Here is a 17498-nt window from a genome sequence, read left to right as displayed (position 1 = left end):
CGCGTGCCAGGACGCGCCTCAGTATCATCCACCGGAAAGTGTCAGCTGCTGCCCGGGTTGTAAAGCGTCGGGTCGGTCGAGGCCGTTCCAGCGAACGAGGTCCGCGGCCGCCACGGCATGCTGGGAGGCGATGGAAGACAGGGTGTCGCCTCGCTGGACGACATGGACCGCGCCGTCGTCGGCATCGTTCATCGGTGATCCGAGGGCGGCCACGAGGCGTTGGGCGTGCCCCATCGGTACCAGGAGATTGTCGACCTGGTGGGGATGAGCGACTCCGGCGCGAAGCCCGGGATTGAGCTCGGCCAGGCGCTGTTCGGGAACACCTGCCAGGCGGGCGGCTTCGTCCAGGGTCACGCGGCGTGTCACCGGCACCTGGGCAAATGCCGGGCCACCCTCGATATCGGGAAGATTGACGCCATAGCGCTGGGGTTCGGAGATGATCGCCGCGATGGCCAGCAATTTGGGGACATAGTCCATGGTCTCCGCCGGCAGGCTCAGGTCCCAGTATTCGCCGGCATGGCCCTGCGACTGGGCGAGGCGAACGGCCTGGTTCACGGTCCCGGCACCGGCATTGTAGGCGGCCAGGGAGAGTTCGATATCGCCCTCGTACCACTGGTCGGCCTGCATCTCGATGTAATCCAGTGCCGCTTCCGTGGAACGCACGACGTCGAGACGGCCATCCCAGGCATTGTTGCGACGCAGACCGAGGGCTTCCCCGGTGCGCGGCATGATCTGCCACAGGCCAGCTGCGCCGAAGTGACTGCGAGCCTCGGGATCGAAGGAGCTCTCGATGAAGGGGACCAGGGCGATTTCACCGGGCAGCCCGCGAGCTTCGACCTGCTGGACAATCCAGGTCAACCAGGGACGGGCTCGCTCGGTGATCTTGGCGATATTTTCCGGGCTCGAGCGATATTCGTCGATCCAGTGCTGGACCCTGGCATGGCCGGCGTCGGCACGCCACTGGTCACGCCATTCGAAGCTGGCGCGCAGGCGCTCCCAGGCATCCTTGGGTTGAAGGTCGAGAGCACCCCAGAAAGTGGCCATCGACTGTGAACGGGAACGAGCCAGGGTAGCCGTATCCTGCGAGGTGGCATCGAGTGTCGCGCGATCGGCAGGCATGGTGGCGGCTTGACTTTCGAGACTGTAGGGGGCGGTCGCCAACAGGGCGCCGAGCAAGCTCAGGGAACTGGCGAAGCCGAACAGGCGTCGACGCATTGTGTGATAGGTCATGCAAGGGTCTCCGGGGCGCCGGGGCTTGGCACACAGAGCGCCGAGCCGGTCGTCCAGCGGCCCTTTTCAAAGGGCGTTTCCAAAGAGGGTGTCAGAAGGAATCTTTCCAGGCGCGCAGGGTGGTGAAGGTTGCCAGCTCGGTGTCGGTGCTGCCGTGCTCCGATGCGCTCCGGCGCACCCCTTCCTTGTCACAGCGCAGGAAAGGATTGATGCGACGTTCACGGCCCAGGGTGCTGGGTAGCGTGGGACGTTCGAGTTCTCTGGCGCGCAGGCATTCGTGCTCGGCCTCGACCAGGTCCCTATTGTCCGGTTCGACGGCCTTGGCGAATCGCAGGTTGGCCAGGGTGTATTCATGGGCGGCGAATACCAGCGTTTCTTCGGGCAGGTTGTCGAGTCGTGAAAGCGACTGATGCATCTGCTCGGGAGAGCCTTCGAACAGCCGGCCGCAGCCGGCGCTGAACAGCACGTCGCCACTGAACAGCAGGGGCGGTATGCCGGCGGTGAAGAAGGCGATATGGTCGAGGGTATGGCCGGGCAGTTCGAGCACATCGAACAAGCGGCCCATCACCCGGATTTCATCGCCATCGCCGACAGGTTCGTCGATGCCCGTGATCGAGGGGTTGTGAGGCCCGATGACACGAGGCGAATAACGTTGGATCAACTCCGACACCCCTCCGGTATGATCGGGGTGATGGTGAGTGATCAAAATCGTGCCGAGCGTCAGTCCCTCGCGTTCCAGCCATTCGATGACAGGAGAGGCATCGCCGGGGTCGACTACACAGACGCTGTCGCTCGTATCCTGACGCAATAGCCAGATATAGTTGTCGCTGAAGGCTGGAATCGGTGTCACGCTCAACATGGACTCGTTATCCTCGCGGCTCGGCCGGACTCGGCGGTGCCGAGGGTACCTGACTCGGGGCAAATCGCAAAAAGTGTAGACTGTGGAGAGAAGAGCGGATCATGTCAAATTCGCGGGAAGCGATAGCCCTGGCGCGATTGGCCGAGGAAGGACGGCGTTACTGGGCCAGTACGCCGGGACAGGCGATCTGGCGAGCCGAACGGGCTTGCATCGGACCGCTGTGCGAACGCTGGTTTGGTCCCCATGCTCTGGAGCTCGGCTTCGGCCCCGCACTGACGGACATGTGCCCGGTGCATCATTCCTTGCGCTGGGCGCCGACGGAGGCGTTCGCCGAAACGCCGTCGACCCTGGTCTGCCCGCCCGATGCCCTGCCATTGCCCGATGGATGCCTGAACCTGGTGGTCGTGCATCATCTGCTGGAGGTGTTGCCGAACCCTCACCATGTATTGCAGGAAGCCGTGAGAGTCACCGCCGACGAGGGTCATCTGGTGCTGTTTGGCTGGTTACCGTTCGGTATCGCGGGATGGGCCCGGTTGTGGCCCGAACAGCGACGCCACTTTCCCGGTCGGGGGCGCTGGCGCAGCCCGGCTCGGCTGCGCGACTGGTTGACGTTTGTCGACTTCGAGACGCACCGGGTAGACTACTGCGGCTTTCGTCTGCCCGGCGGGCTGGCGCGAAATGCCGTGCTGGAGGCCGTTGGACGGCGGCATAATCTGCCGCTGAGCGACTGCTACATGATTCATGCCCGACGCCGCTCCCAACTGGCCCAGCCCCGGCGCGGGCGGATGTCCTTTGCGCCGTCGCTGCCCGGCTCCGCCGTGGGGGGCGCCACGCGGCTCGGGCCACAACCGGAAAGGGTGACAGAGGGTGAATGACGAAACGCCCCAAGAGGCATTGAGCGATGTGACGATCTATACCGATGGGGCATGTCGGGGAAATCCGGGACCAGGTGGCTGGGGGGCCTTGCTGCTCAGCGGCGAGCATGAAAAGGCCCTCAAGGGAGCCGAGGCCAGGACGACCAACAACCGCATGGAGTTGATGGCCGCCATCATGGCACTGCGCGCCCTGAAACGCCCTTGCCGAGTCGCGCTGTGGACCGATTCGGAGTATCTGCGCCGTGGCATCACCGAATGGATACATGGCTGGATCAAGCGCGATTGGAAGACCGCCTCGCGCAAGCCCGTCAAGAACGCCGAGTTGTGGCGAGACCTGCACGAGCAAACCCGGCGGCACCGCATCGAATGGCATTGGGTCAAGGGGCATAGCGGTCATCCCAGCAACGAGCGTGCCGATGCCCTGGCCAACGAGGCCATCGATGAGATGCAGGCCAACGCCTGAATGTCGATCTTTCCCTGAAAGCCGAGCACGAGACACCACATGCGTCAGATCATTCTGGATACCGAGACCACCGGCATCGATCCACGCGAGGGACATCGACTGATCGAGATCGGTGCGGTGGAGATGGTCAATCGACGATTGACCGGTAACACCTATCATCAGTACATCAACCCGGAGCGCGACATCGAGGCCGAGGCCGTGGAAGTCCACGGCATCACCAATGAGAAGGTTGCCGACGAGCCGGTCTTCGCCGACGTGGCGGATGCCTTCTGGGCCTTCATCGAGGGCGCCGAGCTGGTCATCCATAACGCTCCCTTCGATGTCGGTTTCATCGATCACGAGCTTGCCATGCTCAACAAGGCACGTGGCGAGCCGGTGTTGGGGCCGGTGGCCGAGCACTGCCGTATCCTGGATACGTTGCAACTGGCTCGCGACAAGCATCCCGGGCAGCGCAACAACCTGGACGCGCTCTGCAAGCGCTACGATATCCAGAACAGCCATCGCGTGCTTCACGGCGCCTTGCTGGACGCCGAGATTCTTGCTGATGTCTACCTGGCGATGACCGGCGGGCAGACGGCGTTGTCACTGGATGCCTCCGCCAGTGATGACACGGGGCAGACCGACAACAGTGGCGGCCTGATGATTCGACGCCTCTCGTTGGCGTCGGGTCAGTTGAGTGTCCGGCAGCCGGACGAGGCCGAATGGCAGGCGCATCGTGACAAGCTGGCCAGCATTCGAGAAGCCTCGGGGCAGTGTCGATGGGACGGCCTGGAAGGATGGCCGGGCGCTTCCCGGGAGGGAAGCTGATGCTGAAGCGCGAGCTGCCCCATGATGCAACGGCGGGGCGTCTGATTCGGCTCGCCGAGGGACGCATCGCGCCTGGTGAGGATGGCGGGCCCCTGCAGGCGCCGAGTCGCTGGCAGGCCGGCGTGCAGCCGCTGTGCTGGTGGGGTGGCGAACCGGTGGGCCTGTCGTTGGAAGAACAGGCCGGCTGCGACTGGCTTGACGGAAGGGATTGGCTGACGAGCCTGCCGGGCGACTGGTTTCCGCTGGTCTCCACGGCGCTTCAGGTGGGGGCCTGGCTGCGCAACCATCGGTTTTGCGGCCGCTGCGGCGCGCCGGCCACGCGGCTCGACAGCGAGTTCGCCATGCAGTGTGCACAGTGCGGCCAGCGCAATTATCCGCGTATCTCGCCGTGCATCATTACCCTGGTGACCCATGGGGAATCGATGTTGCTGGCGCGTAGTCCACGTTTTCCTGCCGGTCGCTATTCGACCCTGGCGGGCTTTATCGAGCCGGGTGAGTCCGCCGAGGAGGCGGTGCGTCGCGAAGTCGAGGAAGAGGTCGGCGTGGCGCTGGGCCGGCTGCGCTATTTCCAGAGCCAGGCTTGGCCCTTCCCGCACTCCCTGATGCTTGGTTACTTTGCCGAGGCCGCCAGTCGGCGAATCCGTATCGATGGCGTGGAAATCAGCGATGCCGCCTGGTTCACGCCCAGGCAATTGCCCAAGCTGCCGCCGGTATATTCCATCTCTCGCGCCTTGATCGACACGCACCTCGCCGAGGTAGGGGCAAGGGGCCAATAGCGCCGGAAGCCAGTGATCGGCTTCGTTTTCAATCGGCGGGAAACAGGCTGGTCAGCTTGGTGGCCAGCATGACGTTGCCGGCGGCCTTCAACTTGCCGGTCATGAAGGCGGTCATGCCATTGATCTCTCCGGACATGATGCCTTTCAGGGTCTTGGTACTCAGGCTCAGGCTGACCGACGGGTCGTCGTGTTCGCCGGCGCAGATCTCCAGCTCACCATCCTGGATCTTGAGATAGTGATCCTCGGCATCGCTGAAGTGAAACTGGAAGATGTCGTTCATGCCCTGGGCAGCTTGGGCATCGAAACGGGCATGGAGCTTGTCGAAAGTGGACATGGCAAGGTTCCCGTGTCGCATTGTGGTGGAAGGTGGGTCAAGCGTATTTAAAACGACTGTTTTAATCAAGCTAGCTTGTTCCACCGGTACACTGACGTCAGCATGTGAGTCGAAACGCGCAGAGGAGTCGTATCGTGAACGAATGGTTTGGTGAGCTCGGCATGTTCCTGGCTCAGTTGCTGGTGGTGGTGGCGCTCATTGCCTTGGTGATGGTGGTCGTGGCGAGGTCGCGCTCCGGAGGCGGTGAGCGCAGCCAGATCAAGCTGGAGGAGCTCAATGCCAGGCGTCGACGTCGGTTGCGACGCCTGCGTCTGGCCGCCAGCGAGCCGGCGGCACGCAAGCGAATGACCAGGGCATTCCGTCGAGACGACAAGACGCGGGGCAAGAAAGGCGATGCCGATGAATCGGCTCGGTCGACGGTCTGGGTACTGGACTTTCATGGCGATCTCAAGGCCAGTGGTACTGGCAAGCTGGCCGAGGAAATCACGGCCGTGCTGGATGCCTCGAGCGAAGGCGACGAAGTGGTGGTGCGCCTGGAGTCGCCGGGCGGGCTGGTCCACGCTTATGGTCATGCCGCCGCCGAGATGGATCGGCTACGTCAGGCGGGTCTCTCCACCACGGTATGTGTCGACAAGGTGGCGGCCAGCGGAGGCTATCTGATGGCCTGCTGTGCCGATCGATTGCGCGCGGCGCCCTTTGCCGTGCTGGGCTCGATTGGCGTGGTGGCTCAGCTGCCGAATGTTCATCGCCTGCTCAAACGCCATGACATCGATGTGGATGTTCTCACCGCGGGGCAGTACAAGCGGACCTTGACAGTGTTCGGTGAAAATACCGAGGAAGGTCGGGAGAAATTCCTGGCCGAGCTGAATACGGTGCATGACCTGTTCAAGCGTTATGTCGCCGAGCGCCGTCCTGACCTGGATATCGAGGCAGTGGCCACCGGCGAGGCCTGGCATGGCACGGAGGCACTGTCCAGGGGGCTGGTCGACGAGATTGGCACCAGCGAGGCGTATCTTGCCGAGCGCATGAAGAATGCCAAGGTCATTGCCCTTAGCATTCAGCAGCGACGCGGACTCGCCGAGCGTCTGGGGCTTTCGGTATCGCACGGCATCGAGCGCAGTGTCGAGCGTGGTTTGGAAGCGCTCGATGCCAGCCGTTGGCAGAAGCGTTGAGATCGCGCCAGCGTCACAGCTTCAGCTTGCCGAGTGCCTCGATGAGCGTATTGGCGTGCTCGCCCTGCAGGGAATAGTAGATCGTCTGGGAGGCGCGCCGGGTCGCGACCAGTTCCTCCCGGCGAAGTATGGCGAGGTGTTGGGACAGGGCGGACTGACTGAGGGCGAGTCGCTGGTTGAGCTCGGTCACGGAAAGTTCCGCCCCGGCCAGCAAGCAGAGGATCCGCAGGCGATTGTCGTTGGCCATCGCCTTGAGTAGCGCGCTTGCCTGGTCGACGACCGTGTCGCCTCCATCCAGCAGGCGCTTGGCCTGGCGCTGAGCGTTGGTCATGATGTGCCCCCTTGAGCTAGCGAGCCCAATGCCGCACTTTCCCTCGCCGGTCACCGGGTCTTGATGGGTCCTTCGGCAGCCCTCCACCGGATGCCATTGTCACCTCGGTTCTCTGATTCAGGCATTACTCAACAATCTTTCATCACTATAGCCCACCGGGCTGACCACCCGCGATTCAACGCTGACTCAATGGCTGAATCAGCGTGTACGAGTCCGGGGTTCTCCTGCTTGTCGACAATGCTTCGAACGGGTTTCGTTCTTTTGTCGAAGTCTAGCCAATGGTCGGAGGTTTTTCGGCCCAGGGGTGGTCTAGGGTGTCAACAATCATGTGAACAACGCGAACAGCACTGTTCGATATGAAGGGTCCCGAAGCGAACCGCTCCGATGCGAGGTGATGTCGAATGTCCCGCTATCAAGACGAGTTTCTGCGTTCCATTGAGTCCCCCGAGCTCTTCTGGGCCGAGCAGGCCGGGCGTCTGCCCTGGTTCACGCCTCCGCAAACCATTCTGCGTTACGATGACCAGGGGCATGCGCGCTGGTACGAGGACGGTGAACTCAATCTCTGCCACGCCGCTCTGGACCACCATGTCGAGCAGGGGCGAGGCGAGCTGGCCGCCATTCATTGGGATTCGCCGGTCACCGGGCAGAAGCGAACCCTGAGTTATGGCCAGCTGCTGGATCGCGTGGCGCGCTTCGCCGGTGCATTGCGCGAGCTGGGCGTGAAATATGGCGACCGAGTAGTGATCTACATGCCGATGGTGCCCGAAGCCTTGGTTGCCATGATGGCCTGCGCTCGTCTCGGTGCCGTGCATTCGGTGGTCTTCGGGGGTTTTGCACCCCATGAGCTGGCGGTTCGGATCGAGGATGCCGAGCCACGGGTCGTCGTGACGGCTTCCTGCGGTGTGGAGATCGACCGGGTCGTTCCCTACAAGCCCATCGTCGATGAGGCGCTGGCGCGCAGCGCGCATCAGCCGGCCGCCTGTGTGGTGCTGCAACGCGAGCGGCATGAAGCTGAACTCGGCGCAGGGGATCACGACTGGGCAACCCTCGAGGCGGCGGCCGAACCGGCGCCGTGCGTGCCGGTCAAGGCTACCGATCCCCTTTATATCCTCTATACCTCCGGCACTACGGGCCGACCCAAGGGCGTGGTGCGCGATACCGGCGGCTATGGTGTGGCGTTGCATTATTCGATGGAGAAGATCTATGACATGGCGCCGGGAGAGGTCTTCTTCTCGGCGTCGGATGTCGGCTGGGTGGTTGGCCATGCCTACATCGTCTATGCCCCCTTGCTGAGGGGCTGCACCACTGTGGTGTACGAAGGCAAGCCGGTTCGCACGCCGGATGCGGGAGCCTTCTGGCGGCTGATCGCCGACTATCGGGTGAAGAGTTTCTTTACCGCGCCGACCGCTTTCCGGGCCATCAAGAAGGAGGACCCGGAGGGCGAATGGCTCTCCCGATATGATCTGTCATGCCTGGCGTCATTGTTCCTTGCCGGGGAGCGTCTGGACCCGCCGACGTTCCATTGGCTGCAGGAGAGACTCGATGTGCCGGTCATCGATCACTGGTGGCAGACCGAGACCGGCTGGCCGGTGGCCGCGAATCTCCTCGGGCTGGAGCCGATGCCGATCAAGGCTGGCTCGGCGACAGTCCCCGTGCCGGGATTCGATGTCCAGGTGCTGGATCGCGAAGGGCGTCGTGCCGTGGCTCAGGAACAGGGTGCCGTGGTGATCAAGGAGCCCATGCCGCCCGGTTGCCTGAGTGGCATATGGCGGGACACCGAACGCTTCCATTCGGCCTACATGGCTGCCTTCCCTGGCTATTACCTGACCGGCGATGGCGGTTATGTCGATGAAGAGGGCTATGTATTCATCATGGGGCGCACCGATGACGTGATCAATGTGGCAGGGCACCGCTTGTCTACCGGCGAGATGGAGGAGGTGGTCGGCGCGCATCCCGCAGTGGCCGAGTGTGCGGTGATCGGTATCCAGGATGCACTCAAGGGGCAAGTGCCGGTAGGCCTGGTCATTCTCAAGGATGGCTTCACCGGCGACGAGGCTTCGCTCGAGGTTGAGCTGATCGAGCGAGTACGGCAATGGATCGGGCCGATCGCCTGCTTTCGTCAGGTGCTGGTGGTCGATCGGCTGCCGAAGACGCGATCCGGTAAGATCCTGCGCAAGCTGTTGCGCAACATCGCCGATGGCCAAGCGTACGGCGTTCCCTCGACCATCGATGATCCGGCGAGCCTTGAGTCGGTCCACGACGCCATGCGGCAACACGATGTCGGTGCCTCGGGGCAGGCTCGCATGGAATGAACGGCACTGGGCACGGCATTTGGCCGGGTGCCGGCAGGTGCGTATAATGCGTGCGTCGCGCCGCTGTCCCGGCTTGCCCATCACCATGAGGGTTCCCTCACCCCTCCCGCCAAAAAGGTTGTCTTGATGTTCGTGTTGTCCGCCGCCCAGACCCGCCGCTGCCTGGTCCTGCTGGTTGCCTTTCATATTCTGGTCATTGCGGCCAGTAACTATCTCGTTCAGTTGCCGTTCAGCCTTTTTGGCCTGCATACCACCTGGGGTGCCTTCAGCTTTCCCTTCATCTTTCTTGCCACCGACCTCACGGTGCGGCTGTTCGGCAAGGAGCCGGCCCGGGCCATAATCTTTCGGGTCATGTTCCCGGCGTTGCTGGTGTCCTATGTCGTCTCGGTGGTCTTTCCCCGGGGCGGGTTCGCCGGGTTCGAGGCGCTGGCCCAGTGGGATCTGTTCGTGGCACGCATCGCGCTCGCCAGCTTCATGGCCTATGTGGTCGGCCAGTTGCTGGATGTCACGGTATTCGATCGACTGCGCCAGTTGCGGACCTGGTGGGTGGCACCGGCGATGTCGACACTGTTCGGCAATCTGGCCGATACCTTCGCCTTCTTCTCGGTTGCCTTCCACCGCAGCCCTGATCCTTTCATGGCGGCCCACTGGCCCGAAATCGCTTGGGTGGACTATGCCATCAAGCTTGGCATCAGCCTGGCGCTGTTCCTGCCGTTGTACGGTGTTCTGCTCGGCTGGTTGACGCGTCGTCTGGTGGCCATGACCGGCGGCGAGGATGTGACACCCGAACAGGCCCGCGCTCGTTCTTGAATTCAACCGTACAAGGAGAGACTTCGATGCCCGTCGCACTCAACCATATCGATACCGGTGGCGAGGGCGTGCCGCTGGTGGTGGTTCACGGCCTGCTGGGCAGTGCCGACAATTGGCGCTCGCACATCAAGAAGTGGCGCGAGTCACGCCGGGTGATTGCCGTGGATCTGCGCAATCATGGCCGGTCACCCCATGTCGAGGGCATGGGGTACGAGGCGATGGCCGAAGATCTGCTGGCGCTGCTTGACCGCCTGGACGTGCAAAAGGCCCACCTGCTGGGGCATTCCATGGGAGGCAAGGTGGTAATCAGCGTAGCGCGGCTCGCACCATCACGCGTGGCGTCCCTGATCGTCGCCGATATCGCGCCACGAGCCTATGGCCACGATCACGACAGTATCTTCGCCGGATTGCGGCGCCTCGAGCGCGGGGCGCCGACCACGCGTGGGGAGGCGGATGCCTTGCTCGCCGAGCATGTCGATGAGCGGCCCACCCGGCTATTTCTGGCGACCAACCTGGAGCGCGACGAGCAGGCCGAGGGGCTTCGCCTGCGCATCGGACTCGACGAGATCGAGGGCGATTACGATGCCATCATGGCCGAGCCGGCCGGGGAAGGGGCTTTCACGGGGCCGACGTTGGTGGTGCGCGGTTCGCGCTCGCGATACGTGACCGACGAGATGCTGCCGGCCCTGCGCGAGGTGTTGCCGGAGGCCGAGCTGGTGACCCTGGAGGCCGGACATTGGTTGCATGCCGAGCAGCCCGAGGCGTTTCAGGCGGCGGTCAATCGCTTTCTCGACGAGGTGAGTTGACGCCGCTGATTCTCAAGGCGAGCTGATATCCACGGCGAGACGCGTCACGGGTTGGCGCTCTTTGATCAGCCCGGTTTCGAAGAGAAACGATTCGACATCCTGGTAGCGCCCATGGCTCAAGGCACCGGGTGTCTGGGTCAGGCGCGCTCGTATCTCCGGCCAAGCGTCGCGGTTGACGGGCGTATCCAGCGTCGGTTCGGTAGCAATGAGCAAAGGCCAGCTTTCGTCAGGGTGCTTGAGGATCCATGCCGTGGCTTCCTCGAGGGCCGACACGAAGCGCCGGATGGCTGAACGCTGCTGTGCCAGGTTGTTGCGATTGGCCACCAGAATCAGGCCGTCGTGGCGGGGCATGCCATGGTCTTCCACCGCAAAGCTGCGCGTTGCCAGGCCGTCGTTGGCCAGGGCGCGGGGCAACAGGTGCCGCATGCCGCCGATCACGGCGTCCACCCGCCCCTCGAGCATGGCCTGTTCGAGGCGATAGTGAACGTTCGGGGTGTCGATGCTGTCCATGGAAACGTCGTGGCCGGCGATCATGGCGGGCAGGAGTATCGCTTCCGCGTCTTGATCGGCATGGCCGATGCGGGCACCTGCCAGTTCGGCGGGAGAGGCGATGCCGCTATCGCGCCTCACGACCAGAGCAGTCAGCGGAACTCCCACCAGCGTGGCGACACGGACCAGCGGCATGCCTTGATCGACTTGCCGATGAAGGAGCGGTTGGCGAGTCAGTGCCAGGTCGATTCTCGAGTCGGCAAGGAGCTTGGTTGGCACCTCCGGGTCGGCGGGGGTCGACAGCCGGATGTCCAGCCCTCGGTGCTCGAACATGTCGAGCGCCTTGGCAACGTACAGGGCAGCGTGCCGCGGGCTTGGGTACCAGTCCAGCGAGACCGTGAGCCGGTCGACCGGCGGTGGGGCAATGGGGCCTGGCGGCCCTAGGGCGATCGCCGGTGCGATGGGATGGGAAGGTGTGTCCACTGCCGGACCGCTGGGCAAGCCACGGTAAGCCTCCAGGGGATCAGTCGATGCCACCGCTGGCAGGTCGGGGACCATGACGACGGTGTTCAATGGCGGATAACGTTGCTCGGTGGCGTTGCCTTCCTCCATCCCGATGGCATGCAAGGAGGGAAACAGGCTGCCGACAAGCAGCAGGATACCCAGCGCCAGTAACGACCGGCGAAATGAGAACATGGCAGTGACTCCAGCGGTGACGTCCGGCTCAGTTGTCCCGCAATGATCGTTGGGCCGGCAATGGGGCGGGCGGCAGCCCGAATCGATCCGCCCATGATGGCAGCCGCGGGCCTTCACGGGCGACTTTCTGCGGTGCGAGCGATTCCGGCTAGTCTATCGGCGCAGGCCGGTGCCTGGCCAGTATGAGGCCATCGCGATGCTCGCTGTGTCATGAGACAATCAAACATCATCTCCAGGGGTAGGGCGCATGGATTCGATCAATACCCTTTTTCTGCTCAGTGGCTTTCTCATCGCCTTGAGTGTTCTCGCCAGCCGGCTTTCGACCCTGGTTGGCGTGCCACTGCTGCTGATCTTCCTCGGGCTCGGCATGCTGGCCGGCGAGGAAGGTGTACTGGGGATCCAGTTCGATGACTATGCACTGGCCTTTCTGATCGGCCATCTCGCCCTGGCGATGATCCTGCTGGATGGCGGGCTCCGTACCCGGCTGAAGACATTCCGTGTCGGCTTCAAGCCGGCCTTGAGCCTGGCGACGCTGGGGGTCTTCCTGACCAGCGGTCTGGTGGGTGGCATCGCTATGCTGGTCTTCGATCTGACGCTGGTACAGGGCCTGCTGGTCGGGGCCATTGTCGGCTCCACTGATGCCGCGGCGGTCTTCTCGATGCTGGGGGGCCGCGGTATCAACCTCAATGAAAGGGTCGGGGCGACGCTGGAGATCGAGTCCGGTACCAACGACCCGATGGCCATCTTTCTGACCTTGATGCTGGTCGAACTGCTGGTCGGCGATATCGGTGGTCCCTGGGAGACCGGGCTGTTCTTCCTCCAGCAGTTTGGCCTGGGGATCGTCATCGGTATCGGCGGTGGCTGGGTGAGTGCGCGCCTGCTGAGCTGGCTGGATCTCGCGCCGGGCCTCTACTCCTTGCTGGCATTGGCCCTTGGTTTCTGTGTCTTCGGCGTCAGCGCCGCCCTGGGAGGAAGTGGCTTCCTGGCGATCTATCTGACGGGCCTGATGATCGGCAACCGGCCGGGGCGTCATCTCAACTTCATTCTTCCGGTGCATGATGGTCTGGCCTGGCTGAGCCAGATCGGCCTGTTCCTGGTGCTGGGCCTGCTGGTCACGCCCAGCGAGATGCTCGAGTATGCCTTGCCGGCTGCCCTGGTGGCGTTGGGGTTGATCTTCGTGGCGCGCCCTTTGGCCGTGCTGGTGGCCATCAAGCCATTCTTTCGTTTTCGCTGGCGCGAGGTCGTTTTCATCGCCTGGGTGGGGCTGCGAGGCGCCGTCCCGATCGTGCTGGCGATCTTCCCGGTCATCGGGGGCGTCGAGAACGCCTCATTGTATTTCAATGTCGCCTTTGCGGTGGTGCTGCTTTCACTGCTCATCCAGGGGGGCTCTCTGCCGTGGATGGCACGCCGCATGAAGGTGATGCTGCCCCCCATGGTCACGCCCAACCGACGGGGGCCGCTCGGTATCCAGGCCGAAAATGACTTCGAGATGTTTGTCTACGTGGTGGAGAACAGCGATCTGGAGGACGTGCCGATCCGTTTGCTGCGTTTCCCCTCGGGCGCCTTGATTGCCTCCTTGTTCCGTGATGGCGTGATGCTGCATCCCAAGGGGTCGACGCGTCTGTGTCGTGGCGACGTGCTTTGCGTGATCGGCCGCACCGATGATCTGCCGGCGCTCAACAAGCTGTTCAATGGTGATGCCACGCTCAAGCGCGAGAAGGCGTTTTTCGGCACCTTCACTTTCTCCGGCGACGTGCGCATGGGGGATCTGGCGGAAGCGTACGGGCTGACGCTGAGTCCCGGAGAGCACGAGATGACGCTGGAAGAATTCCTGTCGCTACGCGTCGGCGGTCATCCTGTGGTGGGCGATGACGTCGATTGGCACGGTATCCACTGGGTCGTGAGCAAGATGGAGGGCAACCGCGTAACCCAGGTGGGCCTACGGCTCTACTGAGCTGAGCGTGGGCACCCTGATGCGACGCGAGAGAAAGGACGGAAGAGAAAGAGGGAAGAGAGAGGAGAAGCGGGCCGGCCATGATGACCGGCCCAGATGTTTCATTTCACGACCTTGTTGTAGATGAAGAGCACGACCAGTGCGCCGATGATGGCGATCACGAAACTGCCGATATTGAAGCCGTCCACCTGACCCATGCCCAGCAGAGTGCTGATCCAGCCCCCCACCACGGCGCCGATGATGCCCAGGATGCAGGTCATGATGATGCCCCCGCCATCCTTGCCAGGCATGATGAACTTGGCGGCGATGCCTGCGATGAGGCCGAAAATGATCCAAGAAATGATGCCCATGCGATCCTCCTGATCCGTTGTCGTCGTCTTGCCATATAAGTGATAGGCGATCATTAGTCTGGTCGACCAGTGCTGTGCTGTCCACGCCGATGTGGCATCCCAGTCGTTAACGAATGTCACAGCCGGCCGGTGCTTGCTTGCCCGGTGGCAGGCGATCAGCGATGATTGAGAAGCTACCCTTGGGTGGCTTTCCTAGGCGATCCTTTCGAGGCCCCATGATACTGCTGATTACCTTTGCCCTTGTTGCCATCGGTATTTCCTTTCTCTGTTCGCTGCTAGAAGCGGCGTTGCTCTCCATGACACCGAGCTATGTCGCGCAGCTGCGGGATACCAAGCCAGCGTTGCATCGTCGGCTGGCACGCCTGAAGCAGAACATCGACCAGCCATTGTCGGCGATTCTGACGCTCAATACCGTGGCGCACACCGTCGGTGCCACCGGCGTCGGTGCCCAGGTCACGGTCGTGTTCGGCGAGGCCTGGCTGGGAGCGGCCTCGGTAGTGATGACGCTACTCATCCTGATTGCCTCAGAGATCATTCCCAAGACCATCGGTGCCACCTACTGGCGTCCGCTGACGGGCTTCATCGCCCCGATGCTGGAAGCCATGGTCTGGTTGCTCAAGCCCTTCGTCTGGCTCTCCGAGCGGATCACTCGTCGGATAGGTCGTGAAGGCGATGACACCGACATGCGCGGTGAAATCAAGGCGCTGGCCAAGATCGGGCTCGAAGAGGACGCTCTGGATGCCGACGAGGCACGAGTGATCACCAACATTCTCAATCTCCATGAGATCGACGTGAGAAGCGTGATGACGCCCCGTACGGTATGCATGGCCGTCAAGCCCCAGATGACTGTGGCGGAGTTCGACGAGGCCCTGGGCAATGCTGCCTTCACGCGTTTTCCTGTCATGGATGGTGGCGAGCAGGCGATGGGCTATGTCCATAAGGCAGATACGTACCACGCTGACGATGGGGAAACGCTGAAGTCGCTGATGCATCCGGTCAAATCGGTGGCCGCCGAAGAGAGCGTCGAGCGCGTATTCAGCATGATGGTGGCCGACAAGCAGCACCTCTGTGTCGTCTATGATGACCTGGGTACCTGGTTGGGGCTGATCACGCTGGAAGATGTGATCGAGACGATCCTGGGTCAGGACATCGTCGATGAGACCGACAATGTCGCCAACCTGCGCAAGTACGCCAGGCAGCGATGGACCAAGAACCTGCGGCGTCGTCACCCCAATAAAGAGGATTCGGCCGAAACGTCGTCGTGATGGCGCGGGGAGGCGGAAATGACGAAAGCGTCCGTGTCGACTCTGGGCATCCTGTTGCCCGATGACGGACCCGACGACTATGAATGGTACGCACCGGAATGCCTCGAGGGTGGCAGTCGTCTGCCGCATATCGCGGTAGGCGGAATTCCCAGCGATGGTCATCACACCACCACCGCGCTGCTGGCTCTGGGAGCCACCGAGCGGCTGCAGCCGGCCGGCGAGGCGCTGGTGCGTCGACATGACATTGGCGCCTTGGTCTGGGCCTGCACCAGCGGCAGCTTCATCGGTGGGCTGTCGTGGGCGTGGCGGCAGGTCCATGAGCTGGAAGAGACTCTCGGCGTGCCGGTCACCAGCACTGCCCTGGCATTCGGTGAAGCCTTCGAGGCGCTGGGCTGCCGGTCTCTCGACCTGTTGAGTCCCTATCCCGACGATGTCACCCTGCGCCTGGTCTCCTTCCTGCGCGAGAGCGGTATCGAAGTAGTGCACAGCCATGCCCTCGACTGCCCCTATGCCGCCGATTCCAACACGGCGGATATCCTGGGGGAGGTGCGTCGCTTCAGCGAGGCACATCCGTCGGCACGACCGCTGATGGTACCCGATACCGCGATCAATAGTCTGGCATTGCGTCCGGCGTTGTGCCGAGAGGTGGGGCGTGAGGTCCTGACGGCCAATCAGGTGACCTTGTGGGCCGGCCTGCGGCGCCTGGGGGCACCGTTGCCGGAGGCGTTGCTGGGGCCGTTGGCGACGCTCTGAACCGAGCGATCGAGACTGATGCCCGAGTGATGAAAGGCCGCGGCCCCGGTGAAGGAGCCGCGTGTCCTCTTTGCTAGCGTCGCGCGATGATCCAGATGGCATGCACGATACCTGGAATGTATCCCAGGATCGTCAGCAGGATGTTTACCCAGAAGTGCAGGCCAAGGCCAACCTGAAGGAAGACGCCGACCGGCGGCAAGATGATGGCGAGAATGATACGGATGATGTCCATTTCTATCCCTCGGTAATGATGACTGAGATTGCTCGTGAATGGATCACGACGCCAGGCTTCGATGTCCGGCGTCTTCATTATGCCAGAGCTTATGATGGAAATGAGACCGGGAAATGTCAGGTATCGGTCCCGCCTAACTGTCCAGATAAGTGCGATAGAGTCTCGACATGCGTTTGCGTTCGCGCCGGTTGCGGTGCTGGCGCGTCTCCAGATGGGCCGGTGTGGCCTGCCCATCGTCATCGAACACGAACTGGCGGCTTGCGCCCATGATGCCGGGCGCTGAGCTGTAGATGTAGAGCACGAGCAGCTCGAGCACGTACTGGGCATTCTCGTCGCGGCACAGTGTCGACTTGTCCTCGATGGGAGCCTGGCGTGCCCGACTGACCAGATGCTGAATCTCTCCGGCATCAATGTAACTCCCCGATGACAACGGACCTTGCAGGGTGCCACCCTGAATCGACGTCGGCGTCGTGGCGTCTTCTTCCCGCTGTATCTCGGATACGGTGCAGCGTCTGACCCCCTCGTGACTATGCAGCCGGACATGTGCCGACTCGATATGGATGTGTTCTGCACTCATGTTGCTGATCAGGCAGCGCCCCCTGGTCGACAACCCCATGACCTGGTTGATGACGACCTTGGGACGGCGTTGCCGGATGAATCCCGCCAGCAACATCTGGGCGTAGACAATCCAGATCACGAGTGTCGCGACGCTCGTGAGGACCTGCAGAAAACTGCTGTGCTGACTGATCCAGTCGATCATGTTGGGCGCTCCTTGCCTGACAGGAATGACGTCGTAATGGTGTGGGACCGCTGACATTCTGAAAAGAACCGAAGTCGATGCGCGATTGTTATGAAGATCTCTTGTGGCGATTGTCGTGTCCAGTCGTTAGTCGTTGGCAGGCGACGAACCTCGATAGCCGCTGTGATCGATAGCCTCTGTGGTAGCCTGTGGGGATGAGAAGGGAGGAGCGCTTATGGCCTTTC

The 17498-nt window shown here is 62.5% G+C and carries 19 protein-coding genes; 11 read left to right on the top strand and 8 right to left on the bottom strand.

From position 1 onward, the window contains the following. Window positions 1–24: 24 nt before the first annotated feature. Window positions 25–1230 carry a transglycosylase SLT domain-containing protein gene (locus HSDC_RS03530; RefSeq protein ID WP_064698512.1) on the bottom strand — a complete coding sequence of 402 codons (1206 nt, stop codon included), beginning with the start codon at window positions 1228–1230 and terminating at the stop codon, window positions 25–27. A 91-nt stretch (window positions 1231–1321) separates the two neighbouring features. Then, complete coding sequence (gene gloB, locus HSDC_RS03525) at window positions 1322–2089, bottom strand: hydroxyacylglutathione hydrolase (protein WP_064698511.1); 768 nt, start codon at window positions 2087–2089, stop codon at window positions 1322–1324. A 101-nt stretch (window positions 2090–2190) separates the two neighbouring features. On the opposite strand from gloB, the gene HSDC_RS03520 reads away from it, so the two are divergent. The 4 genes from HSDC_RS03520 to nudC are packed head-to-tail and all read left to right on the top strand — an operon-like array spanning window position 2191 to window position 5010. Further along, on the top strand, window positions 2191–2964 hold the full coding sequence (locus HSDC_RS03520; protein WP_064698510.1) for a methyltransferase domain-containing protein: 774 nt from the start codon (window positions 2191–2193) through the stop codon (window positions 2962–2964). Further along, window positions 2957–3427 carry a ribonuclease HI gene (gene rnhA / locus HSDC_RS03515; protein ID WP_064698509.1) on the top strand — a complete coding sequence of 157 codons (471 nt, stop codon included), beginning with the start codon at window positions 2957–2959 and terminating at the stop codon, window positions 3425–3427. Before HSDC_RS03520 ends, rnhA begins: the two co-directional genes overlap by 8 nt. A 39-nt stretch (window positions 3428–3466) precedes the next feature. Further along, a complete protein-coding gene (gene dnaQ, locus HSDC_RS03510) occupies window positions 3467–4234 on the top strand; it encodes a DNA polymerase III subunit epsilon (RefSeq protein WP_064698508.1) in 768 nt (255 codons plus the stop codon). Next, window positions 4234–5010, top strand: a complete 777-nt coding sequence (gene nudC, locus HSDC_RS03505) for an NAD(+) diphosphatase (protein WP_064698507.1) — start codon at window positions 4234–4236, stop codon at window positions 5008–5010. The genes dnaQ and nudC overlap by 1 nt, the downstream gene beginning before the upstream one ends. Before the next feature lie 28 nt (window positions 5011–5038). Here nudC and HSDC_RS03500 read toward each other — a convergent pair whose 3' ends face one another. Next, entirely contained in the window at window positions 5039–5344 is a 306-nt protein-coding gene (locus tag HSDC_RS03500) for an SCP2 sterol-binding domain-containing protein (RefSeq protein WP_170862751.1), read from the bottom strand. Window positions 5345–5478: 134 nt separating this feature from the next. On the opposite strand from HSDC_RS03500, the gene sohB reads away from it, so the two are divergent. Beyond that, a complete protein-coding gene (sohB, locus tag HSDC_RS03495) occupies window positions 5479–6516 on the top strand; it encodes a protease SohB (protein ID WP_064698505.1) in 1038 nt (345 codons plus the stop codon). Between the two features lie 13 nt (window positions 6517–6529). On the opposite strand, the gene HSDC_RS03490 is transcribed toward sohB, so the two are convergent. Then, window positions 6530–6847 carry an ArsR/SmtB family transcription factor gene (locus HSDC_RS03490; RefSeq protein WP_064698504.1) on the bottom strand — a complete coding sequence of 106 codons (318 nt, stop codon included), beginning with the start codon at window positions 6845–6847 and terminating at the stop codon, window positions 6530–6532. A 401-nt stretch (window positions 6848–7248) separates the two neighbouring features. Here HSDC_RS03490 and HSDC_RS03485 point away from each other — a divergent pair, with 401 nt between their 5' ends. The 3 genes from HSDC_RS03485 to HSDC_RS03475 all read left to right on the top strand — a co-directional run bounded on the left by HSDC_RS03485 (window position 7249) and on the right by HSDC_RS03475 (window position 10775). After that, window positions 7249–9159, top strand: a complete 1911-nt coding sequence (locus HSDC_RS03485; RefSeq protein ID WP_064698503.1) for a propionyl-CoA synthetase — start codon at window positions 7249–7251, stop codon at window positions 9157–9159. Between the two features lie 126 nt (window positions 9160–9285). Beyond that, complete coding sequence (locus HSDC_RS03480) at window positions 9286–9969, top strand: 7-cyano-7-deazaguanine/7-aminomethyl-7-deazaguanine transporter (protein WP_064698502.1); 684 nt, start codon at window positions 9286–9288, stop codon at window positions 9967–9969. A 26-nt stretch (window positions 9970–9995) separates the two neighbouring features. Further along, window positions 9996–10775, top strand: a complete 780-nt coding sequence (locus tag HSDC_RS03475; protein ID WP_064698501.1) for an alpha/beta fold hydrolase — start codon at window positions 9996–9998, stop codon at window positions 10773–10775. Between the two features lie 12 nt (window positions 10776–10787). Here HSDC_RS03475 and HSDC_RS03470 read toward each other — a convergent pair whose 3' ends face one another. Next, window positions 10788–11960, bottom strand: a complete 1173-nt coding sequence (locus HSDC_RS03470) for an ABC transporter substrate-binding protein (protein ID WP_064698500.1) — start codon at window positions 11958–11960, stop codon at window positions 10788–10790. Window positions 11961–12207: 247 nt separating this feature from the next. On the opposite strand from HSDC_RS03470, the gene HSDC_RS03465 reads away from it, so the two are divergent. Beyond that, window positions 12208–13914 (top strand): potassium/proton antiporter, encoded by a 1707-nt coding sequence (locus HSDC_RS03465; RefSeq protein ID WP_064698499.1) that lies wholly within the window; start codon window positions 12208–12210, stop codon window positions 13912–13914. A gap of 101 nt (window positions 13915–14015) precedes the next feature. On the opposite strand, the gene HSDC_RS03460 is transcribed toward HSDC_RS03465, so the two are convergent. Then, entirely contained in the window at window positions 14016–14264 is a 249-nt protein-coding gene (locus HSDC_RS03460; RefSeq protein WP_064698498.1) for a GlsB/YeaQ/YmgE family stress response membrane protein, read from the bottom strand. Window positions 14265–14479: 215 nt separating this feature from the next. Here HSDC_RS03460 and HSDC_RS03455 point away from each other — a divergent pair, with 215 nt between their 5' ends. Further along, window positions 14480–15529 carry a CNNM domain-containing protein gene (locus HSDC_RS03455; protein ID WP_064698497.1) on the top strand — a complete coding sequence of 350 codons (1050 nt, stop codon included), beginning with the start codon at window positions 14480–14482 and terminating at the stop codon, window positions 15527–15529. A gap of 18 nt (window positions 15530–15547) precedes the next feature. After that, window positions 15548–16282: an aspartate racemase/maleate isomerase family protein gene (locus tag HSDC_RS03450; RefSeq protein ID WP_064698496.1), complete on the top strand. Its 735-nt coding sequence runs from the start codon at window positions 15548–15550 to the stop codon at window positions 16280–16282. Window positions 16283–16355: 73 nt separating this feature from the next. Here the strand turns inward: HSDC_RS03450 and HSDC_RS03445 are convergent, their stop codons facing one another. After that, complete coding sequence (locus HSDC_RS03445) at window positions 16356–16514, bottom strand: YqaE/Pmp3 family membrane protein (RefSeq protein WP_064698495.1); 159 nt, start codon at window positions 16512–16514, stop codon at window positions 16356–16358. 133 nt (window positions 16515–16647) lie between these two features. Then, window positions 16648–17274: a hypothetical protein gene (locus tag HSDC_RS03440; protein ID WP_064698494.1), complete on the bottom strand. Its 627-nt coding sequence runs from the start codon at window positions 17272–17274 to the stop codon at window positions 16648–16650. Between the last annotated feature and the right edge of the window lie 224 nt (window positions 17275–17498).

The sequence above is a fragment of the Halomonas caseinilytica genome (assembly GCF_001662285.1).
GTDB lineage: Bacteria > Pseudomonadota > Gammaproteobacteria > Pseudomonadales > Halomonadaceae > Halomonas > Halomonas caseinilytica.
The sequence above is the reverse complement of the archived record's forward strand: the minus strand, read 5'-3'. Positions and strand labels throughout refer to the sequence as shown.

What these genes read in the sequence shown, in the direction of transcription:
- HSDC_RS03530 (WP_064698512.1), bottom strand. Translation starts at nt 1,230, where the DNA reads ATGACCTATCACACAATGCGTCGACGCCTGTTCGGCTTCGCCAGTTCC.
- gloB (WP_064698511.1), bottom strand. Translation starts at nt 2,089, where the DNA reads ATGTTGAGCGTGACACCGATTCCAGCCTTCAGCGACAACTATATCTGG.
- HSDC_RS03520 (WP_064698510.1), top strand. Translation starts at nt 2,191, where the DNA reads ATGTCAAATTCGCGGGAAGCGATAGCCCTGGCGCGATTGGCCGAGGAA.
- dnaQ (WP_064698508.1), top strand. Translation starts at nt 3,467, where the DNA reads ATGCGTCAGATCATTCTGGATACCGAGACCACCGGCATCGATCCACGC.
- nudC (WP_064698507.1), top strand. Translation starts at nt 4,234, where the DNA reads ATGCTGAAGCGCGAGCTGCCCCATGATGCAACGGCGGGGCGTCTGATT.
- HSDC_RS03500 (WP_170862751.1), bottom strand. Translation starts at nt 5,344, where the DNA reads ATGTCCACTTTCGACAAGCTCCATGCCCGTTTCGATGCCCAAGCTGCC.
- HSDC_RS03490 (WP_064698504.1), bottom strand. Translation starts at nt 6,847, where the DNA reads ATGACCAACGCTCAGCGCCAGGCCAAGCGCCTGCTGGATGGAGGCGAC.
- HSDC_RS03485 (WP_064698503.1), top strand. Translation starts at nt 7,249, where the DNA reads ATGTCCCGCTATCAAGACGAGTTTCTGCGTTCCATTGAGTCCCCCGAG.
- HSDC_RS03480 (WP_064698502.1), top strand. Translation starts at nt 9,286, where the DNA reads ATGTTCGTGTTGTCCGCCGCCCAGACCCGCCGCTGCCTGGTCCTGCTG.
- HSDC_RS03475 (WP_064698501.1), top strand. Translation starts at nt 9,996, where the DNA reads ATGCCCGTCGCACTCAACCATATCGATACCGGTGGCGAGGGCGTGCCG.
- HSDC_RS03470 (WP_064698500.1), bottom strand. Translation starts at nt 11,960, where the DNA reads ATGTTCTCATTTCGCCGGTCGTTACTGGCGCTGGGTATCCTGCTGCTT.
- HSDC_RS03465 (WP_064698499.1), top strand. Translation starts at nt 12,208, where the DNA reads ATGGATTCGATCAATACCCTTTTTCTGCTCAGTGGCTTTCTCATCGCC.
- HSDC_RS03460 (WP_064698498.1), bottom strand. Translation starts at nt 14,264, where the DNA reads ATGGGCATCATTTCTTGGATCATTTTCGGCCTCATCGCAGGCATCGCC.
- HSDC_RS03455 (WP_064698497.1), top strand. Translation starts at nt 14,480, where the DNA reads ATGATACTGCTGATTACCTTTGCCCTTGTTGCCATCGGTATTTCCTTT.
- HSDC_RS03450 (WP_064698496.1), top strand. Translation starts at nt 15,548, where the DNA reads ATGACGAAAGCGTCCGTGTCGACTCTGGGCATCCTGTTGCCCGATGAC.
- HSDC_RS03445 (WP_064698495.1), bottom strand. Translation starts at nt 16,514, where the DNA reads ATGGACATCATCCGTATCATTCTCGCCATCATCTTGCCGCCGGTCGGC.
- HSDC_RS03440 (WP_064698494.1), bottom strand. Translation starts at nt 17,274, where the DNA reads ATGATCGACTGGATCAGTCAGCACAGCAGTTTTCTGCAGGTCCTCACG.